Here is a 17,122-nt window from a genome sequence, read left to right on the forward strand (position 1 = left end):
ACCGCGGCTCAGGCACCCGCCATCATCATGTCCTTCATCGCCGCGCACGCGTCCATGCACGCCTGGCAGGCCTGAGCGCACAGGCGGCAGACCTCGCTCATGTCGGCGTGCTCCATGCACTCATCCATGCAGGTCTGACACATGGCGATGCACGCATCGAGCATGGCCATCATCGAGGCCGGCGTCATCCCCTGCATCCGCAGCATCGATCGCATCATCGTGCTCGCCATGTCCGCGCAGTTCATGCAGGCCGGAGAACAGTCCATCATCTGCGTCGAACACACCGTGCAGGCCTGTTCGCACGCCGCACACGCGTCCATGCACGCCTGCACCACCGACATGTCCATCATCTGCATGTCCGGCATCGACTCCATGTTCTTCGACATGGCGCCCATCATCATCGAGTCCATCGCACACCGCTTCCTCGGTCGGGTCGACGGGCAGGACCACCCGCCTGGCGCCAGGCTAGTCCTCCGCGCCCGCTGCGTCGATGGGTGGCAGGACGTTGACACGACCCGCCTCGATTGTCAATCCCGTAGCTGCTTCCGCGCCCGCGTGGAAAGGTCGGAGCCAATCGAATCCGCCCACGAGAGGAGCAGAACATGAGTGCTGCAGACGACATGAAGCACGCTGCCGAGAAGGCCGCCGGAAAGGTCAAGGAAGGCGTCGGAAAGCTCACCGACAACGAGCGACTCGAGGCCGAGGGCCAGGCGGACCAGGTGAAGGCTTCGGCCAAGCAGGCCGGCGAGGACGTGAAGGACGCAGCCGGCAAGGCCGGAGACAGCGTCCGCGACGCGTTCGACAACAAGTAAGGCACCGGTCCCCCGGACACCGAAGAGGTGAGGTCCGCCGAAGGGCGGGCCTCACCTCGATGGGTCAGACGTTGTGAGTCGTCAGACCTTGCGGCTGCCGCTGATCGCTCGGATCAACCAGGCGATCACAGCGATCGCGAGGAGGACGAGCCCGACCCACAGGAGGAACTGGAGCGACTGCACCAGTCCTCCGGTGATCGCAAGGATCACGGCGACGACGATGACGATGATCAGGAGGATGTTCATCGGTCTTTCCCTTCTTTCGGCAGGCGCGGACGCCCGACTGCGGTGCCCTCACGCTAGCCCGAGAAGACCATCTGTCCGAGGGGGTTGACTTCCACCCTCCGAGTGCGCGAAGGAGACGAGCACATGCCAGGAAGACGCGAGAACTCGCTGAAGGATCCCGAGCTGTACGAAGAGCTTCGGAACGACGGGGCATCCAAGGAGAAAGCCGCGCGCATCTCGAACGCCGCCGCGAAAGAGGGCCGCAGTGCGGTCGGGCGCCGCGGTGGGGAGCACGGCGACTACGAGGACTGGACGGTCCCCGAGCTGCGCAACCGCGCCAAGGAGCTGGGTCTGACCGGCTACAGCGGCAAACGGAAGTCGGAGCTGATCTCCGCGCTCAGGGATCACTGAGGCTGCGGATGACGCGCTTCGGCATCGAGGAGGAGTTCCTCTTCGTCGATGCGCACTCGCTCACGCCGGTCACCCTCGCCGCAGGGACCCGCGAGCGCATCACCCGGCTGCGGACGGGCGGTGAGGTCACGAAGGAGTACCTGACCTCGCAGATCGAATGCCTCACGGAGCCGGTGTCGACCGCCGCGGATGCGGAGGCGCAGTCGACCCATCTCCGCGGCCTGATCGGCTGGCACGCCCGCGAGCAGAGCGCGATCGCCGCGGGTACCGGTACCCCCTTCGCGACGACCCGCTCCTCGGCGGTGTCGCCCTCCGCGCACTACGACGACGTCGCGTCGTGGCTCGGCCACCTCACCCGCGACCACGAGGTGAACGGCCTGCATGTGCATGTGGAGGTGCTCGACGACGAGGAACGGGTGCGCGCACTCAACCGGGTGCGGGGCTGGCTCCCGGTGCTGCTCGCCCTCACCGGCAACAGCCCCTTCGCGGGCGGACGCGACTCGAGCTTCTCGAGCTGGCGGAGCATCCTGATCCGCCGGTTACCGGGATCGTGGAGCCCACCGCGGTTCCGCGACTTCGACGACTACCGCACGCAGGTGGAGCGGCTGGTCGACCTGCGGGCGATCACCGACCCGGCGGCCCTCTCCTGGGCGGCGCGGATCTCGGATCGCTTCCCCACGGTCGAGCTTCGGGTCTTCGACGCGCAGCTGACCGCGGAGGATGCCGTGTTCGCCGCCGTCCTCTCCCGCGCCATCGTCCTCACCGACGAGCAGCCGCACGGGGATGCCGGGATCGACGGCCTCGACGCTTCATTGTGGACGGCCGCCCGCCACGGGATGGACGCCCGCATCATCGATCCCACGACCGGAGCGGTCGCCGCCGCCTGGGCGGTCGCCGATCGGATGCTCGCCGTCATCGCCCCCACTCTCCGTGACCTCGGTGACGACGAGCGGGTCCGCGAAGGGATCGCCCGATTGCGGGCCGTCGGCACCGGCGCCGACCGGCAACGTCGGGCCCTCGACCAGGGCGGGACGCCGATGCTCGCCCGGCTGCTCGCCGCGGGCACCCCGGCGCCGGTGGCCTGACCCCCACCGCCCCGGGGTCCGTCACCGGGAGTAAGGTCGGCCTGTGGCATCCTTCGCCCCTCTCCAGCGCCTCGTGATCTCGATCGCCGTGCTCGCCTCGTTCGTGACGTTCCTCGATGGCACGGTCGTGAACGTCGCACTGCCGGCGATCAGTCGTGAACTCGGCGGCGGCATCACCACACAGCAGTGGGTGGTCGACGCGTATCTGATCACTCTCAGCGCCCTGATCCTGCTCGCAGGCTCCGTCTCCGACGCGTACGGACGCGTCCTCGTGATGCGCATCGGCCTGATCTCCTTCGGCATCGCCTCCATCGCGGTCGCCGCCGCCGTCGACCCGCTGATGCTGATCGTCGCCCGGGCTGCACAGGGTGCCGCCGGAGCACTGCTGGTCCCGAGCTCGCTCGCGCTGATCACCGCGACCATGCGCGCCGACGTCCAGGCCCGGGCCATCGGGGTGTGGACCGCGTTCACCACGGGGGCGCAACTGGTCGGGCCGCTGCTGGGCGGCTTGTTCGTCGACTTCATCTCCTGGCGGTTCGTCTTCCTCATCAACGTCGTCCCCATCGCGATCACCCTGTTCCTGCTGGCCCGTCTGCATCTGCCCGAGCATCCGCGCGGCATCAAGGTCGACTGGTGGAGCGGTGCCCTGTGCGCGATCGGGCTCGGCGCCGTGGTGTTCGCCCTGATCGAGCAGCCCAACATGGGATGGCAGTCGCCCGCCATCTGGATCCCCGCCGTCGCAGGTGCCGCCCTGTTCGGGCTGTTCCTGTGGCGCCAGCAGCACTCCGCCTCCCCGCTCATGCCGCTGTGGCTGTTCCGCGTGCGCGACTTCGGCTGGGGAAACCTCGCCACCCTCTTCGTGTACGCCGCCCTGTCGCTCAACGGCTTCGTCGTGGGTGTCTATCTGCAGCAGGGTGCCGGGCTGAGCGCGACGGCCGCCGGTCTCGCGAGCCTGCCGATGACCATCCTGATGATCCTGGTGAGCTCGCGCGCCGGTCGCTGGGCGGGCAGGTGGGGTCCGCGCATCTTCATGACGGTCGGACCGCTGATCATGGCCGTCGGAGCACTGATGCTCTTGTCGGTCGCCGACGATTTCGACTACTGGTGGCAGGTGCTGCCCGCGATGATCGTGATGGGTCTCGGTCTGTCTCTCACCGTGGCCCCGCTGACCGCCGCGATCCTCGGTGCGATCGATGAGAACCACTCCGGCATCGCCTCGGCCGTCAACAACGCCGTCTCCCGCGTCGCCGGACTGCTCGTGGTCGCGATGCTCTCCACCATCGTCGGCGGACAGCTCGACCTCGACGGGTTCCACAGTGCGGCGTGGGTCACCGCGATGCTGCTCGTGATCGGCGGGGTGGTGTCGTGGATCGGCATCCGTCGCAATCCGGCCGAGCCCGTCCCGGCGGACATCGCGGCCTCCGGCACGGATCCGCATTGACGCTGTCGAGCGGCCCGCGCAGACCTGACGGCCGGACGCGCCGGGGCGCGCTGCTCTCCGCCGTCGTGGCACTGGTGCTCACGCTCGGAGGGTGTGCAGCTCCTCCGGCGACGCCCGAGTCCGAGCGCGCCCCTGCGCTCCCACCGGCCGGCGCTGTTCCGGACTATCAGCTCGGTGGTGCCTATGATCCCGCGCCGGAAGTCGGCGTCGTGGGGCGTGACCGTGGTGCCGATCCCGCACCGGGCGTCTACTCGATCTGCTACGTCAACGGTTTCCAGACCCAACCGGCTGAGCTCGGTTCCTGGCCCGACGACCTCTTGCTGCGGCACGACGGCGAGGTCGTGTTCGATCCGGATTGGCCGGATGAGGCCCTGCTCGACACGGCGAGCGCCGAGCGCCGCGCGCGGATCGCCGACACCGTGACCGCGTGGATCGCGGGCTGCGCCGAGTCCGGTTTCGATGCCGTGGAGTTCGACAACCTCGACTCGTACTCGCGGTCGGACGGCGCACTCTCGCTCGAGGACAACCTCGCGCTGGCGACTCTCTACGTCGAGGCCGCCCACGCGGCGGGGCTCGCTGCCGGACAGAAGAACGCCGCGGAAGACGCTTCCACGCTGCACGAGCGAGCGGGCTTCGACTTCGCGGTCACCGAGGAATGCGCGGTGTACCGGGAGTGCGGCGTGTACACAGCGGTCTACGGAGAGCACGTCATCGACATCGAGTACACGGATGAACTCCCCCGCCCGTTCATCGAGATGTGCGCAGACGGCGACGCGCCCTCCTCGATGGTCCTCCGCGACCGTGATCTCGTCACGCCCGGTGACGACGGGTACGCGTTCGAGACCTGCCCTTAGAGAGGCGTCGGAGCCTCCGCGTCAAGTCCCTGTACCTGTCACGGGTTTGCGCACAGGATGCTCCTGTCCCCATCGTCAGGAGCCCGACCTATGACCGCATCCACCCTCGTCGCCCCCACTGCCCTCGCCTTCCGCGATCGAGGCCCGCTGAGCCGCGCAGTCATCGCACATCTCACGGAGGGCACCGCGTCCGACCACACCGCACTCGCCGCCGACGCCGTGGCAGCGAGCACCGACGTCGTGCGCGACGACGACATCCAGCTCGCGCTGTTCGTCCTCTACGCCTCCGCCTACGGATCGCTGCCGCAGCTGGACGCCGACCTCGAGTGGGACCCCGCGCTCCTGCGGACCAGACAGGTCCTCGAGGCGGCGTTCGAGAGGTCACTGCGCGCGCGCATTCCGACGCCCGACTTGCCGGACCCGACCGTGGATGCCGTCGGCCGCGCCCTCTTCGCCCTCGCCGAGGCCGACACCGGGCCGAGCCTCTCGCGCTACTTCGTGAAGAAGGCGACCGAGGAGCAGGCGCGGGAGATGCTCATCCAACGTTCGGCCTACACGCTGCGCGAGGCCGACCCGCACTCGTGGGCGATCCCGCGGCTGGACGGTCGCGCCAAGGCAGCGCTGGTCGAGATCCAGTCCGACGAGTACGGAGGCGGGCGTCCACAGCGTGTGCACGCCGCGCTCTTCGCTCGTGCGATGACGGCCGCGGGTCTCGACGCGACCTATGGCGCGTACATCGACGATCTGCCCGCGCTCACCCTCGCCTCGCTGAACATGATGTCGCTGTTCGGTCTCAACCGCCGCCTGGTGGGAGCGATCGTCGGACACCTGGCGGCCTACGAGATGACCTCCTCCATCCCCTGCCGCCTGTACGCCGACGGCTTGCGTCGTCTGGGCTTCGACGCCGCGGTCACCGCGTACTTCGACGAGCATGTGGAAGCGGATGCGGTGCACGAGCAGATCGCCGCCCGTGATCTGGCGGGAAGCCTCGCCGAAGATCATCCGGAGTTGCTCCCCGACATCATGTTCGGGGCCGCCGCCTGCCTGACGGTGGACGGCTGGGGTGGCACCGCCACTCTGGAGGCGTGGACGGCGGGGGCCTCCGCGCTCCGGCAGCGGGCGGGCGTATGAGCGCCGCACGGGAGCCTGTGACGATCACGCCGTACCCCGACGGCCCGCTGCTGGTGCGGGGCGACATCGAGGTGCTGACCGTCGAGGGGGATCCGATCGCGCCGCACCGCCGGACGGTCGCCCTTTGCCGCTGCGGCCTCTCCGCCCTCAAGCCCTTCTGCGACGGCACGCACAAGGCGGCCGGCTTCCGCACCGACGACTGACCGGTCAGTCGCGCTCGTCGACCTCCTTCCCGAGCCGCTGTGAGATCCACACCGGGATGAAGGACGCGACGATGACGACCGTCGCGACGACGTTGACGACGTTGGCCTCGTTGGGTCTCGCCATCTGGTTCATGATCCACAGCGGCAGGGTGTCGACGCCCGGCGGAGCCGTGAAGATCGTGACGTACACCTCGTCGAAGCTGAGCGCGAAGGCGAGGATCGCTCCGGCGATCAGCGCACTGCGGAACTGCGGGAGGGTCACCAGCAGGAAGGTCTGCCACGGGCTCGCACCGAGGTCCTTCGAGGCCTCTTCGATGCCGGGGTTCATTCGTCGCAGCCGGGCGAGCACGTTGTTGAACACCATGACGATACAGAAGGTGCCGTGCGCGATGATCATGCCGTAGAAGCCGACCTGGATGCCGATCGGCTCGAGGATCTGGTTGTACGTGTTGTTGAGGGCGACGCCGGTGACGATGCCCGGCAGCGCGATCGGCAGCACCACCAGGAGGTTCACGGCGCGCTGTCCGAAGAACGAATACCTCTGGAGGGCGAAGGCCACGAGCGTGCCGAGGATCACGGCGATCACGGTTGCGCCGGAAGCGACCAGCACGGAGTTCAGGAGCGCCGCGCGCACCGGCTCGCTGGTGAACGCCTTGCCCCACCACTCGAGCGAGAACCCGCTCACGGGCCAACTCACGATGCGCGCGGCGTTGAACGAGTTGAGCACCACCAGCGCGAGCGGGATGTACATGAAGGCGAGGACGACCGCGACGATGACGCCGAGCACGACCTTCGAGGTGCGGGACAGTCTCAGCATGCGACTCACATCCTTTCGAGAGCACCGGTGCGCTGCACGCTCACCAGATAGATGACGACGAACGCGATGGGGACCAGCGAGTACGCGGCCGCCAGCGGCGGGTTCAGATTGATGTTCGACGCGATCACGCTGCCGATCATCTGCGTGTCCCCGCCGACGAAGCGGGCGACCAGATAGTCGCCGAGGCTCAGGGAGAACGTGAAGACGGAGCCGGCGATGAGGGCCGGCTTGATGATCGGCAGGACCACCGATGCGATCGTTCGCCATGATCCGGCACCGAGGTCGGCGGACGCATCGAAGAGGTTGGGCGGCACCTGGCGGATCGCGGTGTACACCGGGACCGCCATGTACGGCAGCCACAGGTAGGTCAGGGTGAGCACGACGGTGAGCACGCTGAACCCCGGACCGGAGATCCCGAACGGTGCCAGCAACCAATTCGCGAATCCCTGCTCGGTGAAGGTGATGCGCATCGCGAGCACCTTCACCAGGTACCCGGCCCACAGCGGCAGGGTGATCGACACGGCCAGGAGCGCCCGGAGCCACGGCGACGCGATCTTGGCCATGAAGATGCCGAGAGGCACCGAGATGAGGATGGCGAGCACCGTCACCGCGAGCGCGATGCCCAGCGTCCGCATCGATGTCGACAGGTAGGCGGGATTGACGAGGAGCTGCTCGAAGTTGCGCAGCGTGAACCCCGGCTTCACCTTCGAGGTGAAGGGGTCGGTGATCCAGAACGCGGTCACCAGGAGCATGACCAGCGAGAAGATGTAGATCCCGATGAGCCAGGTCATCGGAAGGGCCAGGAGCCCGGCGATCCGGAGGCGGCGCTTCATGTCGATCCCGTTCGTGGTTGCGGAAGATGCGGGCGGATGAGGGGATGGGCCTGCCGACCCACCCCCTCGAGGCGGCTCAGCCCTTGACCGAGAGCCAGGCGTCCGTCCACTGCTGGAAGTTGGTGCAGGTGACGTCGGTGCGGCCGTCGATGCACTGTTCGATCGGCGTCGTCCAGAACCAGACGTTCTTGAAGTACTCCTCGTCCGTCGCGTTGAAGTACTCGCAGTGCGCCTTCGCCTCCTCGCTGGTGTCGCAGAAGGCGGCGTTGGCCGGCGCCATGCCGAAGTTCATCGCGATCGCGCCGTTCACCTCCGGGGAAGACGAGTAGTCCATCCATGCGTACGCGCAGTTCGGGTTCTTCGATTCTGTGGCCAGCATCCAGGCGTCCGACCAGCCGGTCGAGCCCTCTTCGGGCAGCACGCTCTGGAACCTGTCATCCTCCGTGAGCTTGCGCAGCACCTCCCACGATGTGCCGAGCACGGTGGTCCCGCCCGCGAAGGACGTGATCTGCGCCGCGGGGTCGGACCAGTACTCGGAGACGATCTCGTTCTGCTGCCTGAGCAGGTCGATCGCCGCCTCCAGTTGTTCCTCGTCGAGCGCGTACGGGTTCGTGATGCCGAGGTCGGGCTCGTGCGCCATCAGGTACACCGCGGCGTCGGCGATGTAGATCGGAGCATCGTAGGCGATGACCTTGCCCGCATACGGGCTGTCCTTCTCCCAGGCGACGTCCCAGCTGGTGGGCTCCTCGGTGACGATCTCGCTGTTGTACTGCAGGATGTTCGCGCCTCGACCGATCGGGATGCCGTACGACTTGCCGTTGATCGTGTCGTAGATCTGGCCCTTCATGCCCTCGACGATGTCGTCGCCGAAGTTCGGGATGAGCTCCAGGTTGAGCGGCTGCACGTCGCCGCCGGCGATCAGACGCAGGCTCGCATCCCCCGAAGCGGAGACCAGGTCGTAGTCGCCGGTGCGCATGAGCTGGACCATCTCGTCGCTGGTACCGGCGACACGACGGTTCACCACACAACCGGTCTCGCTCGTGAAGGCGTCGCTCCACGCCGGCTCGACGAATCCACTCCAGGCGACGATGTTCACCTCTCCCTCGTAGTCGCCGAGGGCATCCTGCATGGCGATGTCGGGAACGTCGATCTGGAGTTCGCCGGAGCCTTCGGCGGCCTCACCTCCGGTGGTACAGCCGGACAGGGCGAGGACGGCGGCGGCTGCCATCGCCGTGGTGGCCAGGATCTTCTTACGCATGGATCGCTCCTTCGTGATCAGTGCTGCAGGTGTGCATCGGGTGTTCGGTTGTTGCGTTCTTCAGGGAAGCCGAGCCGCCTGGTCGGGAGACCAGACGACACGGACGTGGTGACCGCGGGCGAGGTCGTCGGCGGCGGAGTGCCGGGCATTGGGACGTTCGGCGGTGACGTCCATCCCCGCGTCAGTCGCGATCAGGTAGCGGGTGGCCGGGCCGGTGTAGACGATCTCGGTGATCGTGCCGTCGAGGAAGACCTCCCCCGGGGAGAGCGCCGCATCGCGGCCCGTCAACCGCATGCGCTCCGGTCGCACGCTCATCGTCTGCCGGTCGCCGGTGAGGGCCTCGGCGAGTTCCCCGCCGATGAGGTTCGAGAGGCCGAGGAAGCGCGCGACGAACTCCGTCTCCGGTCGCTCATAGACATCTCGAGGGGCACCCACCTGTTCGACCCGGCCGCCGTTGAACACCGCGACCCGGTCGCTCAACGTGAGCGCCTCCTCCTGATCGTGGGTGACGAAGATGAAGGTGATTCCGACTTCGCGCTGGATCTGCTTGAGCTCGATCTGCATCTGCTCGCGGAGCTGCTTGTCGAGTGCGCCGAGCGGCTCGTCGAGCAGCAGCACCTGCGGGCGCAGGATCAGCGCTCGGGCCAGGGCGATGCGTTGACGCTGGCCGCCCGAGAGCTGGTGGGGCAGTCGGTCGGCGACATGGTCGAGGCGCACCTGCTCGAGGGAGGTGTGCACCCGGGCGGCCCGGGCGGCCTTGCCTTCGCCGCGCACGCGGAGCCCGTAGCCGACGTTGTCGGCGATGGTCAGGTGCGGGAAGAGCGCGTAGTCCTGGAAGACCGTGTTCACCGGGCGCGAATGCGGTGGCGTACGCGTGACGTCCACCCCGGAAAGGAGGATGCTGCCCGCGGTGACGTCTTCGAAGCCGGCGATCATGCGCAGCACCGTGGTCTTGCCGGAGCCGGAGGGGCCCAGCATCGACAGGAACTCACCCGACGCGACCTCGAGGTCGAGGTCGCGGACGGCGGTGAACTCGCCGAAGGACTTGGTGACGCCGCTCAGAGTCACCGTCCCGTCTGGGCGTGTGCCCTCGGGTGTTGTGGGTGCTGCGGGTGCCGTGGCGATCATCTCGCGCTCCTCAGATCGTCGTCGAACTCGGAAGATTCACCAAAACATATAAACCCATAGGTAATATGTCAACAGGAACTTCTTGGGTATCGTGATCACGGAAGGGAGAATCGCAGGATGGGATCGAGCTCGACGACGCACCCGACGCACGCCTCTGCGGAGCTCTCCCCCGGACTCGAAACAGAGACGGAGCATGCGCAGCCGCATCGACTCCAGGGGGCGTTGTTCCAGCCGATCGGCGACGAAGGCAGGGCGGAACTCGTCGAGCGTCGCCTGGTCGATGCGATCACGCGGGGGCACCTCCGCGCCGGCGAGAGACTCCCATCGGAAGCAGACCTGAGCAAGAGCCTCGGGGTCGCCCCGGTGACGGTACGTGAAGCACTCCTCGCCCTCCGGGGCCGCGGCCTCGTCGTCACCCGCCGCGGGCGGAACGGAGGCAGCTTCGTCGCCGCGCACGCCGATCCGCTCACCTTCGCCAGAGAGGCCGTGCGCCGCACGTCGCGCCTAGCACTGCGAGACCTCGGTGCCCACTACGCCGCCATCACCGGAGCATGCGTCCGACTCGCGGCGAGGCGCGCCGATCCCAGCGAAACACAGCGGGTGCGTCGCCGGCTGGAGCGGATCGAAGACCTCGACCCCGAAGCACAGCGCCGCCTCCTCGACGACGTGCAGATCGAGATCGTCGCGTTGAGCCAGTCGGCGCGACTCACCCGCGAGCAGATGAAGCTGCAGGCGGAGCTCTCCCCCTTTCTGCGCCTCGTCGCCTACGAGACCGAGAACCTCCGACGGCAGGCCGCTCACCTCGCCGCCGTGATCGACGCCGTGGAGGCCGGAGACCCCGATGCCGCCGGGGCGAGAACCGAGCTCATGGCGGCGGAGACCATCGATGCCCTGATCCGGCTCCAGGCCACCACCGGCTAGAACACAGCCCCCATCGACGTGCACAGGAGGACGCGATGATGAACACAGCAACCGACACCGCCATCCAGGCCGCAGCGGCGATCGTGGAGGACTACTTCACGGCGCCCGTGCGCACGCTCCTCGACTGGGTGGACCCGTTCGCCGCCCAGGTCTCCGAGGCGAGAGCGACCGGCCCGCTCACCCGTTCGAAGATCGACACGCTCGTGGAACCCCACGCCCTGATGACTCTTGCCCTGCAGGAGAGACCCGTCTATGGAGCAGGATTCATCGCGGCGATCGACCTCCTCACCGACGCGCACAGTCACCTCGCCTGGTGGCAGGGCGAGGATCGGAGACAGCTCGTTCTCGCCTCCCAGTCGCTGAACAAGGAGAACATCGACTACAGCGCGCTGGAGTGGTTCCGGGTGCCGATGGCCACCGGAGAGCCGCACGTCGCGGGCCCCTACGTCGACTACCTGTGCAGCGACGAATACACGATCACGATCGCGGTCCCCGCCGAGGTGGACGGAGCGCGCATCGGAGTCGCCGGACTCGACCTGCTGGTGTCGGCCGTCGAACAGGACCTCACTCCGCGTTTCGCCGCACTCGGATGCGAGGTGACCTTGACGAACGGCGTCGGTCGGGTCGTGGTATCGACCGATCCTCGATGGGCCACGGGAGACTCCGTGCGCGGCAGCGGTCTCGCCGCTCTTCCGCGCGTCGGCTGCGAGGGAGTCGCGCTCGACGTGATCGTCGAGCCCGGCGACGAACGAGGTAGCGCCCTTCGATCCGGATAGCCCTCGTCGGAGCCCCCGTGCACGATAGGAGCATGACCGACGGCTACGACCCGGACTTCCTCGGCACGCCACTGCCACTTCCACGTCCCGCGCAACCGAGCCGTGAACTCCCCTACCCGCGCTTCACCGTGCTGCTCGACCCCGCACGCAGACTGGCGGCGGTGACGGCGGTCAACATCGACGGTGCCCGGCTCCGGGAACTGCCCCGCACGGGCGAGTGGCGGCTCGATCCCCGCATCCCCGCCGATGAGCAGACGGGACCGGCGGTCTATGCGCGCAACGATCTCGATCGGGGCCACTTGGTGCGGCGACGCGACCCGGGCTGGGGCGAACTCTCCGAGGCGAGGTCGGCGGCGGAGGCGACCTTCTTCTATCCCAACGCCGCACCACAGGCGGCGGCGTTCAACCAGTCCAAGGAGCTCTGGCTCGGCCTCGAGGATCACGTGCTCGCCTACGCCGAGACCACAGACCAGCGCGTGTCGGTCTTCACCGCGCCGATCCTCGCCGACGATGACCCGCCCTACCGGGGTGTCCGGATCCCGCGCCGCTTCTGGAAGATCGCCGCGTGGCGCAGCGGAGACGAGCTCACTGCGGCCGGCTTCGTGCTCGATCAGTCCGCGCTGATCGACACCCGTGAGACGACACTCGTCGTCCCACCATTGGCGGCGTTCCGCACGTTCCAAGTGCCCATCTCCGACATCGCCACCCTGACCGGGCTCGACCTCGGGCCACTGCTCGCCTCCGACGTGCTCATGCAGCCGGGAGCACGGGAGACCGGATGGCGACCTCTCGACACGGCCGGTGACATCGCGCTCTGACGACCGTCGTCTGCTCACATCTCGTAGACCTCACGCCGGTGAGCCACCCAGAATGCGGCGACGATTCTGTTGATCCAGCTTGCGGACCTCTTTCGCGGCCGCCGTCGTGAACTCGACCCGATACGCAGTCACGCAACTTCCGAGCGCAGTTCATCCAGCGTGACGCGCTGCCCATCATCGGCCGTGCGCGCCGCGGCGAACTCTGCCGCATCGCGGGCGGCCTCGAGCTCCTCAAGTAGCTCGAGGTCGTCCACACTGATCACCACGGCAGTGAGCTTTCCGTGACGCGTGACGCCCACGCGCTCCGAACCGTAAGCGACGCCCCCGAGGACGTCAGCGAGGCTGTCGCGGAGATCCTTCGATGGGACACTGCGGCTGATCGTGTTCATAGGGAAATTATACAACTTATGTACATAAGTTACGTAAAGTGCATTGATTCCGCGTGCTTTCGTTCGTCGACGTCCGCCGGGAACCGCGGGTCAGGCTCCGACGCGCACCGACTCCAGCGACGGGTAGTCGGTGTATCCCTCCGCGGTCCGGCCGTAGAACAGCGCGGGGCGGGGTTCGTTGAGCTCGGAGTCCTGACGCCAGCGCTCGATCAGGTCGGGGTTGGCGATCACCGGACGCCCGGCAGCGACCGCATCGGCGATGCCGTCGGCGACGAGTGCCTCTGCGGCGTCCCGCGTCGTCTCGATCGCGAAGCCGGTGTTGACGATCAGCGGGGCGCCCGCCGTGCGGCGGATGTGCTGCACGAGCTCGCCGGCAGGATCGGCGTTGAGCACGTCGATGAAAGCGAGGCCGAGCGGCGCGAGCCCGTCGGCGACGGCCGTGTAGGTCGCGTGCACGTCGGCGGCGTCCTCTTCCAGCACACCCTGGATGTTGTGCTGCGGCGAGAGACGGATGCCGGTGCGATCGGCTCCGACGGCGGCAGCGACGGCCGACACGACCTCGATCGCGAAGCGTGCCCGGTTCTCGGGAGACCCGCCGTACGCGTCGTCGCGGACGTTCGACACGGGTGAGAGGAACTCGTGCACCAGGTAGCCGTTGGCACCATGCACCTCGACGCCGTCGAAGCCGGCGGCGATCGCGTTGCGTGCGGCCTGAGCGAACTGCTCGACGACCTCGGGGATCTCCTCCAGCGTGAGGGCGTGGGCGATGGGCAGATCGGCCTTGCCCTCGGGTGTGTGGGTCTGTCCCGGTGCGGCGAGCGCGCTGGGAGCGACGACCCGGGGCTCCCCCGAGATCGCGGGGTGACCCACACGACCGCCGTGCATGAGCTGCATCACGATCGTTCCTCCCTCAGCGTGGACCGCCGCGGTGATCGACTTCCACGCCTCGATCTGTGCGGGCGTGACGATGCCCGGCTGCCCGGGGTAGGACTTGCCTTCAAGAGCCGGCCAGACACCTTCGGAGATGATCAGTCCCTGCCCTGCGCGCTGCCGGTAGTACTCCGCCATCGTCGCGGTCGGCACACCGTCGTCATCGGCACGCGTGCGGGTGAGCGGCGCCATGACGACGCGATTGGTCAGCGGGAGGGCGCCGAAGCGGGCGGGTTCGTAGAGATTCACAGTGGGAGGTAAGGCCCGGAGCGCTCCCCGTATTCCCTCAGTTCCCGCCGAGCGCCGCGAGCAGGTCGGCGAAATGGTCGAGGTCGGCTGCCGTCCACCTGCGCAGCCGCTCCCCCATGCGCCCCTCGTACTGCGACCGCGCGAGCGCGACCCGCTCCTGGGCGAGGTCGGTGGCCACGAGGACGCGCGCCCGGCCGTCCTCCGGATCCGGGATGCTCTCGACGAGTCCCAGTTGTTCGAGCTGGCGTACCTGGCGACTCACGGCCGACTTGTCGGTCTGCAGGCGTTCGATGATCGCCCCGGCCGAGGTCGCCTTGCCCGTCGCGATGGAGGTGAGCACTTGGTAGCCGAGCGGCTGCAGGTCGGGGTGCACGGTGGCCGCGGCCTCACGCCAGCTCACCCGGATCCGTGCGAAGAGGCGCCCGAGTTCCTGTTCGACCCTGGTGATGGCGTGGTCGATCTCCGCATCCCCCAGCAGTTCCGCGTCGGCGTCGGATTCGGGGGTCTCGGCGGGGGCGTCGGAGGAGGCGCTCATGCTCGCCAGTGTACGGCGAAGCCCCGCTGTCGATCATGACAGCGGGGCTTCGTCTCACACTTCTGCGAGCAGCCGGAAGACCTTGGACGCGGCGCGGATCTCCTCGGGGGTGAGCTCATCGATCACGGCTTGGAGGCGGGAGCCGTACTCGCGGCGGACCTCCGCGAGCGCCGCACCCGCACCGGCCGTGACCGTCAGCACCCGGAGTCGTCCGTCGCGCTCATCCGGTCGTGACTCCAGAAGCGCCAGCTCCTCCAGCATCCGCACCTGGCGACTGATGACCGACTTGTCCATCTCGAACCGGTCTGCGAGCTCGTGCGCGTTGGCCGTACCCGCTCGATCGATGAACGTCAGCAGCTTGTAGCCGGCGACCTGCAGCTCGGGGTGGACCCGAGCTGCAGATTCCTTCCACAGCGACCTGGTCCGCGCGAAGATGAGGTTCAGATGCGCTTGCAGGTCGCCGAGCGCACTGTCGACATCCGTCGAGGCGACCGCTCCCGGGGACGACATGTCAGCGCTCCTGGTCCCGATCTTCGCGTTCGAGCACTCCCACCGAACCGGTCTTCGGAGTCGCGGACTCCCCGCCGTCGATCCGGATGGCTCCGGTCGAGAGCGAGGCGCCGACCTCAGCCTCGGAGACCTCGATCACCGACTCCTCCGCCTGCTCGAGCATCTGCTCCGCGGCGTTCTTCGTCGACAGCGGCTTGTTCTTGATGAACGCGATGGCGATGATGGCGATCACGGCGAGCGGAATCGCGACGATGAAGGCGTCGGCGATGCCGTGACCGTAGGCGCTCTCGACGATCGAGCGGATCGTGTCCGGCAGCTGTCCGACCTTCGGGACGTCACCCGAGGCGAGGTGCTTCAGGGCGTCGACCTCTTCCTGCGAGGTCGGCGTGAAGCCGGAGAGCCCGTCCGTGACGTACGTGCCGACGCTGGTGGACAGGAGCGACCCCATCACGGTCACGCCGATGGTGCCCGCGATCGTGCGGAAGAAGTTCACGTTCGACGAGGCGGCCCCCAGCTGCTGCGGGGCGGTGTCGTTCTGCACGATGAGCGTGAGGTTCTGCATGACCATGCCGAGTCCGGCACCGAGGACGAACATGTACACGGCGACCAGCGGGAACGGGGTGTCGTAGCGCAGCGTGGACATCAGGCTGACGCCCACGGTCGCAAGGACCGACCCGGTCAGCATCCAGCCCTTCCACTTGCCGAACCGGCTCACGAGCTGGCCGATGATGATCGACGCACCCATCTGACCGATGATCATCGGGATGGTCATGAGACCCGACTCGGTGGGCGTGGCGCCGCGCGCGAGCTGGAAGTACTGCGCGAGGAACACCGAGGTGGCGAACATCGAGACGCCGATCGCGATCGACGCGACGACCGACAGCGTGAAGGTTCGGTTGCGGAACAGCGACATCGGCACGATCGGTTCCTTGACGAAGAACTCGACCGTGATGAATGCGGCGATGGCGACGCCGGCCGTGACGGCGAGCATGATGCTGGTCGAGGATTCCCAGTCGAACTGGTTGCCGCCCATCGACACCCAGATGAGCAGGGTCGAGACACCGACCGCGAGCAGCACGATGCCGAAGTAGTCGATCGACACCTTCGAGTCGCGCTGCGGCTTGGGCAGGTGCAGGGTGAACTGCAGCAGCACGAGGGCCAGGATCGCGAAGGGCACGCCGACGAAGAAGTTGGAGCGCCAGCCCCACACGTCGGTGAGGAGTCCGCCGAGCAGCGGGCCGCCGATGGTGCCGAGGGCCATGATGCCGCCGACGACGCCCATGTACTTGCCGCGCTCACGCGGGGAGATGATGAGAGCCACCGCGATCATGACCAGCGACATCAAGCCGCCGACGCCGATTCCCTGGACGACGCGGACGGCGATGAGCATGTTCGTGTCGGTGGAGAAGCCGGCGATCACGGTGCCGACGGTGAAGAGGATGAGGGAGATCTGGACGAGCACCTTGCGGTCGACCAGGTCGGCCAGCTTGCCCCAGATCGGGGTCGAGACCGCGGTCGCCAGCAGGCTCGCCGTGATCACCCAGGTGTACTGCGACTGCGTGCCGCCGAGGTCGGCGATGATGACCGGCATCGAGGTCGACACGACCGTGCCGGAGAGCACGGCGACGAACATGCCGACGACGAGCCCGGAGATCGCGGTGAAGACTTCGCGTGCCGAGCGTGTCTCGGATACTGCGGATGGGGTGTGTGCCAAGGGGAAATGCTCCTGCGTAGAAAGTTGATCGAGGTCAACCATACGCCTTTAGTTGCCAAAGTGCAACTAAAGGCTCCGGTGG

The 17,122-nt window shown here is 67.6% G+C and carries 21 protein-coding genes; 10 read left to right on the forward strand and 11 right to left on the reverse strand.

The genetic code is table 11. The annotated features are described in order from the left end of the window. Positions 1–8: 8 nt before the first annotated feature. On the reverse strand, positions 9–386 hold the full coding sequence (locus ACLF6J_RS14430; protein WP_244093503.1) for a hypothetical protein: 378 nt from the start codon (positions 384–386) through the stop codon (positions 9–11). A 216-nt stretch (positions 387–602) separates the two neighbouring features. On the opposite strand from ACLF6J_RS14430, the gene ACLF6J_RS14435 reads away from it, so the two are divergent. Next, positions 603–812 (forward strand): CsbD family protein, encoded by a 210-nt coding sequence (locus ACLF6J_RS14435; RefSeq protein WP_134352161.1) that lies wholly within the window; start codon positions 603–605, stop codon positions 810–812. Between the two features lie 81 nt (positions 813–893). Here the strand turns inward: ACLF6J_RS14435 and ACLF6J_RS14440 are convergent, their stop codons facing one another. Further along, entirely contained in the window at positions 894–1,058 is a 165-nt protein-coding gene (locus ACLF6J_RS14440) for a hypothetical protein (protein ID WP_017201713.1), read from the reverse strand. 123 nt (positions 1,059–1,181) lie between these two features. Between ACLF6J_RS14440 and ACLF6J_RS14445 the strand changes: the two genes are divergently transcribed. The 6 genes from ACLF6J_RS14445 (at position 1,182) to ACLF6J_RS14470 (ending at position 6,162) form a co-directional block, all read left to right on the forward strand. Continuing rightward, entirely contained in the window at positions 1,182–1,448 is a 267-nt protein-coding gene (locus tag ACLF6J_RS14445; protein ID WP_134352162.1) for a DUF7218 family protein, read from the forward strand. A gap of 8 nt (positions 1,449–1,456) precedes the next feature. Further along, positions 1,457–2,533 carry a carboxylate-amine ligase gene (locus tag ACLF6J_RS14450; protein ID WP_134352163.1) on the forward strand — a complete coding sequence of 359 codons (1,077 nt, stop codon included), beginning with the start codon at positions 1,457–1,459 and terminating at the stop codon, positions 2,531–2,533. Between the two features lie 43 nt (positions 2,534–2,576). Next, entirely contained in the window at positions 2,577–3,974 is a 1,398-nt protein-coding gene (locus ACLF6J_RS14455; RefSeq protein ID WP_134352164.1) for an MFS transporter, read from the forward strand. Next, positions 3,971–4,828, forward strand: coding sequence for an endo alpha-1,4 polygalactosaminidase (locus ACLF6J_RS14460; protein ID WP_166804658.1), 858 nt, complete (start codon positions 3,971–3,973; stop codon positions 4,826–4,828). Before ACLF6J_RS14455 ends, ACLF6J_RS14460 begins: the two co-directional genes overlap by 4 nt. A 90-nt stretch (positions 4,829–4,918) precedes the next feature. Then, positions 4,919–5,959, forward strand: a complete 1,041-nt coding sequence (locus ACLF6J_RS14465) for an iron-containing redox enzyme family protein (RefSeq protein ID WP_134352165.1) — start codon at positions 4,919–4,921, stop codon at positions 5,957–5,959. After that, a complete protein-coding gene (locus tag ACLF6J_RS14470; RefSeq protein WP_047523425.1) occupies positions 5,956–6,162 on the forward strand; it encodes a CDGSH iron-sulfur domain-containing protein in 207 nt (68 codons plus the stop codon). Before ACLF6J_RS14465 ends, ACLF6J_RS14470 begins: the two co-directional genes overlap by 4 nt. Positions 6,163–6,166: 4 nt before the next feature. Here ACLF6J_RS14470 and ACLF6J_RS14475 read toward each other — a convergent pair whose 3' ends face one another. From ACLF6J_RS14475 to ACLF6J_RS14490, 4 genes are all read right to left on the reverse strand, one after another. Then, positions 6,167–6,979 (reverse strand): ABC transporter permease, encoded by an 813-nt coding sequence (locus ACLF6J_RS14475; protein ID WP_047523422.1) that lies wholly within the window; start codon positions 6,977–6,979, stop codon positions 6,167–6,169. 5 nt (positions 6,980–6,984) lie between these two features. After that, positions 6,985–7,812: an ABC transporter permease gene (locus tag ACLF6J_RS14480; RefSeq protein ID WP_131492313.1), complete on the reverse strand. Its 828-nt coding sequence runs from the start codon at positions 7,810–7,812 to the stop codon at positions 6,985–6,987. A 76-nt stretch (positions 7,813–7,888) separates the two neighbouring features. Next, positions 7,889–9,070: an extracellular solute-binding protein gene (locus ACLF6J_RS14485; RefSeq protein WP_421076909.1), complete on the reverse strand. Its 1,182-nt coding sequence runs from the start codon at positions 9,068–9,070 to the stop codon at positions 7,889–7,891. Between the two features lie 60 nt (positions 9,071–9,130). Continuing rightward, on the reverse strand, positions 9,131–10,198 hold the full coding sequence (locus tag ACLF6J_RS14490) for an ABC transporter ATP-binding protein (protein WP_134352167.1): 1,068 nt from the start codon (positions 10,196–10,198) through the stop codon (positions 9,131–9,133). A gap of 117 nt (positions 10,199–10,315) precedes the next feature. On the opposite strand from ACLF6J_RS14490, the gene ACLF6J_RS14495 reads away from it, so the two are divergent. The 3 genes from ACLF6J_RS14495 to ACLF6J_RS14505 are packed head-to-tail and all read left to right on the forward strand — an operon-like array spanning position 10,316 to position 12,713. Then, positions 10,316–11,119 (forward strand): FadR/GntR family transcriptional regulator, encoded by an 804-nt coding sequence (locus tag ACLF6J_RS14495; protein ID WP_134352168.1) that lies wholly within the window; start codon positions 10,316–10,318, stop codon positions 11,117–11,119. A gap of 35 nt (positions 11,120–11,154) precedes the next feature. Continuing rightward, complete coding sequence (locus ACLF6J_RS14500) at positions 11,155–11,895, forward strand: cache domain-containing protein (RefSeq protein WP_244093504.1); 741 nt, start codon at positions 11,155–11,157, stop codon at positions 11,893–11,895. A gap of 32 nt (positions 11,896–11,927) precedes the next feature. Next, positions 11,928–12,713: a DNA/RNA non-specific endonuclease gene (locus tag ACLF6J_RS14505; RefSeq protein ID WP_134352169.1), complete on the forward strand. Its 786-nt coding sequence runs from the start codon at positions 11,928–11,930 to the stop codon at positions 12,711–12,713. Positions 12,714–12,841: 128 nt separating this feature from the next. Here the strand turns inward: ACLF6J_RS14505 and ACLF6J_RS14510 are convergent, their stop codons facing one another. The 5 genes from ACLF6J_RS14510 to ACLF6J_RS14530 all read right to left on the reverse strand — a co-directional run bounded on the left by ACLF6J_RS14510 (position 12,842) and on the right by ACLF6J_RS14530 (position 17,040). Next, positions 12,842–13,102 (reverse strand): type II toxin-antitoxin system prevent-host-death family antitoxin, encoded by a 261-nt coding sequence (locus ACLF6J_RS14510; protein ID WP_134352170.1) that lies wholly within the window; start codon positions 13,100–13,102, stop codon positions 12,842–12,844. Positions 13,103–13,192: 90 nt separating this feature from the next. Then, positions 13,193–14,281 carry an alkene reductase gene (locus ACLF6J_RS14515; RefSeq protein ID WP_134352171.1) on the reverse strand — a complete coding sequence of 363 codons (1,089 nt, stop codon included), beginning with the start codon at positions 14,279–14,281 and terminating at the stop codon, positions 13,193–13,195. 37 nt (positions 14,282–14,318) lie between these two features. Next, entirely contained in the window at positions 14,319–14,816 is a 498-nt protein-coding gene (locus ACLF6J_RS14520; protein WP_131492306.1) for a MarR family winged helix-turn-helix transcriptional regulator, read from the reverse strand. Positions 14,817–14,870: 54 nt separating this feature from the next. After that, on the reverse strand, positions 14,871–15,326 hold the full coding sequence (locus tag ACLF6J_RS14525; protein ID WP_047524442.1) for a MarR family winged helix-turn-helix transcriptional regulator: 456 nt from the start codon (positions 15,324–15,326) through the stop codon (positions 14,871–14,873). A 1-nt stretch (position 15,327) separates the two neighbouring features. Then, entirely contained in the window at positions 15,328–17,040 is a 1,713-nt protein-coding gene (locus ACLF6J_RS14530) for an MDR family MFS transporter (RefSeq protein WP_134352172.1), read from the reverse strand. Positions 17,041–17,122: the final 82 nt, after the last annotated feature.

The organism is Microbacterium sp. IO18 (assembly GCF_049099505.1).
GTDB lineage: Bacteria > Actinomycetota > Actinomycetes > Actinomycetales > Microbacteriaceae > Microbacterium > Microbacterium aurugineum.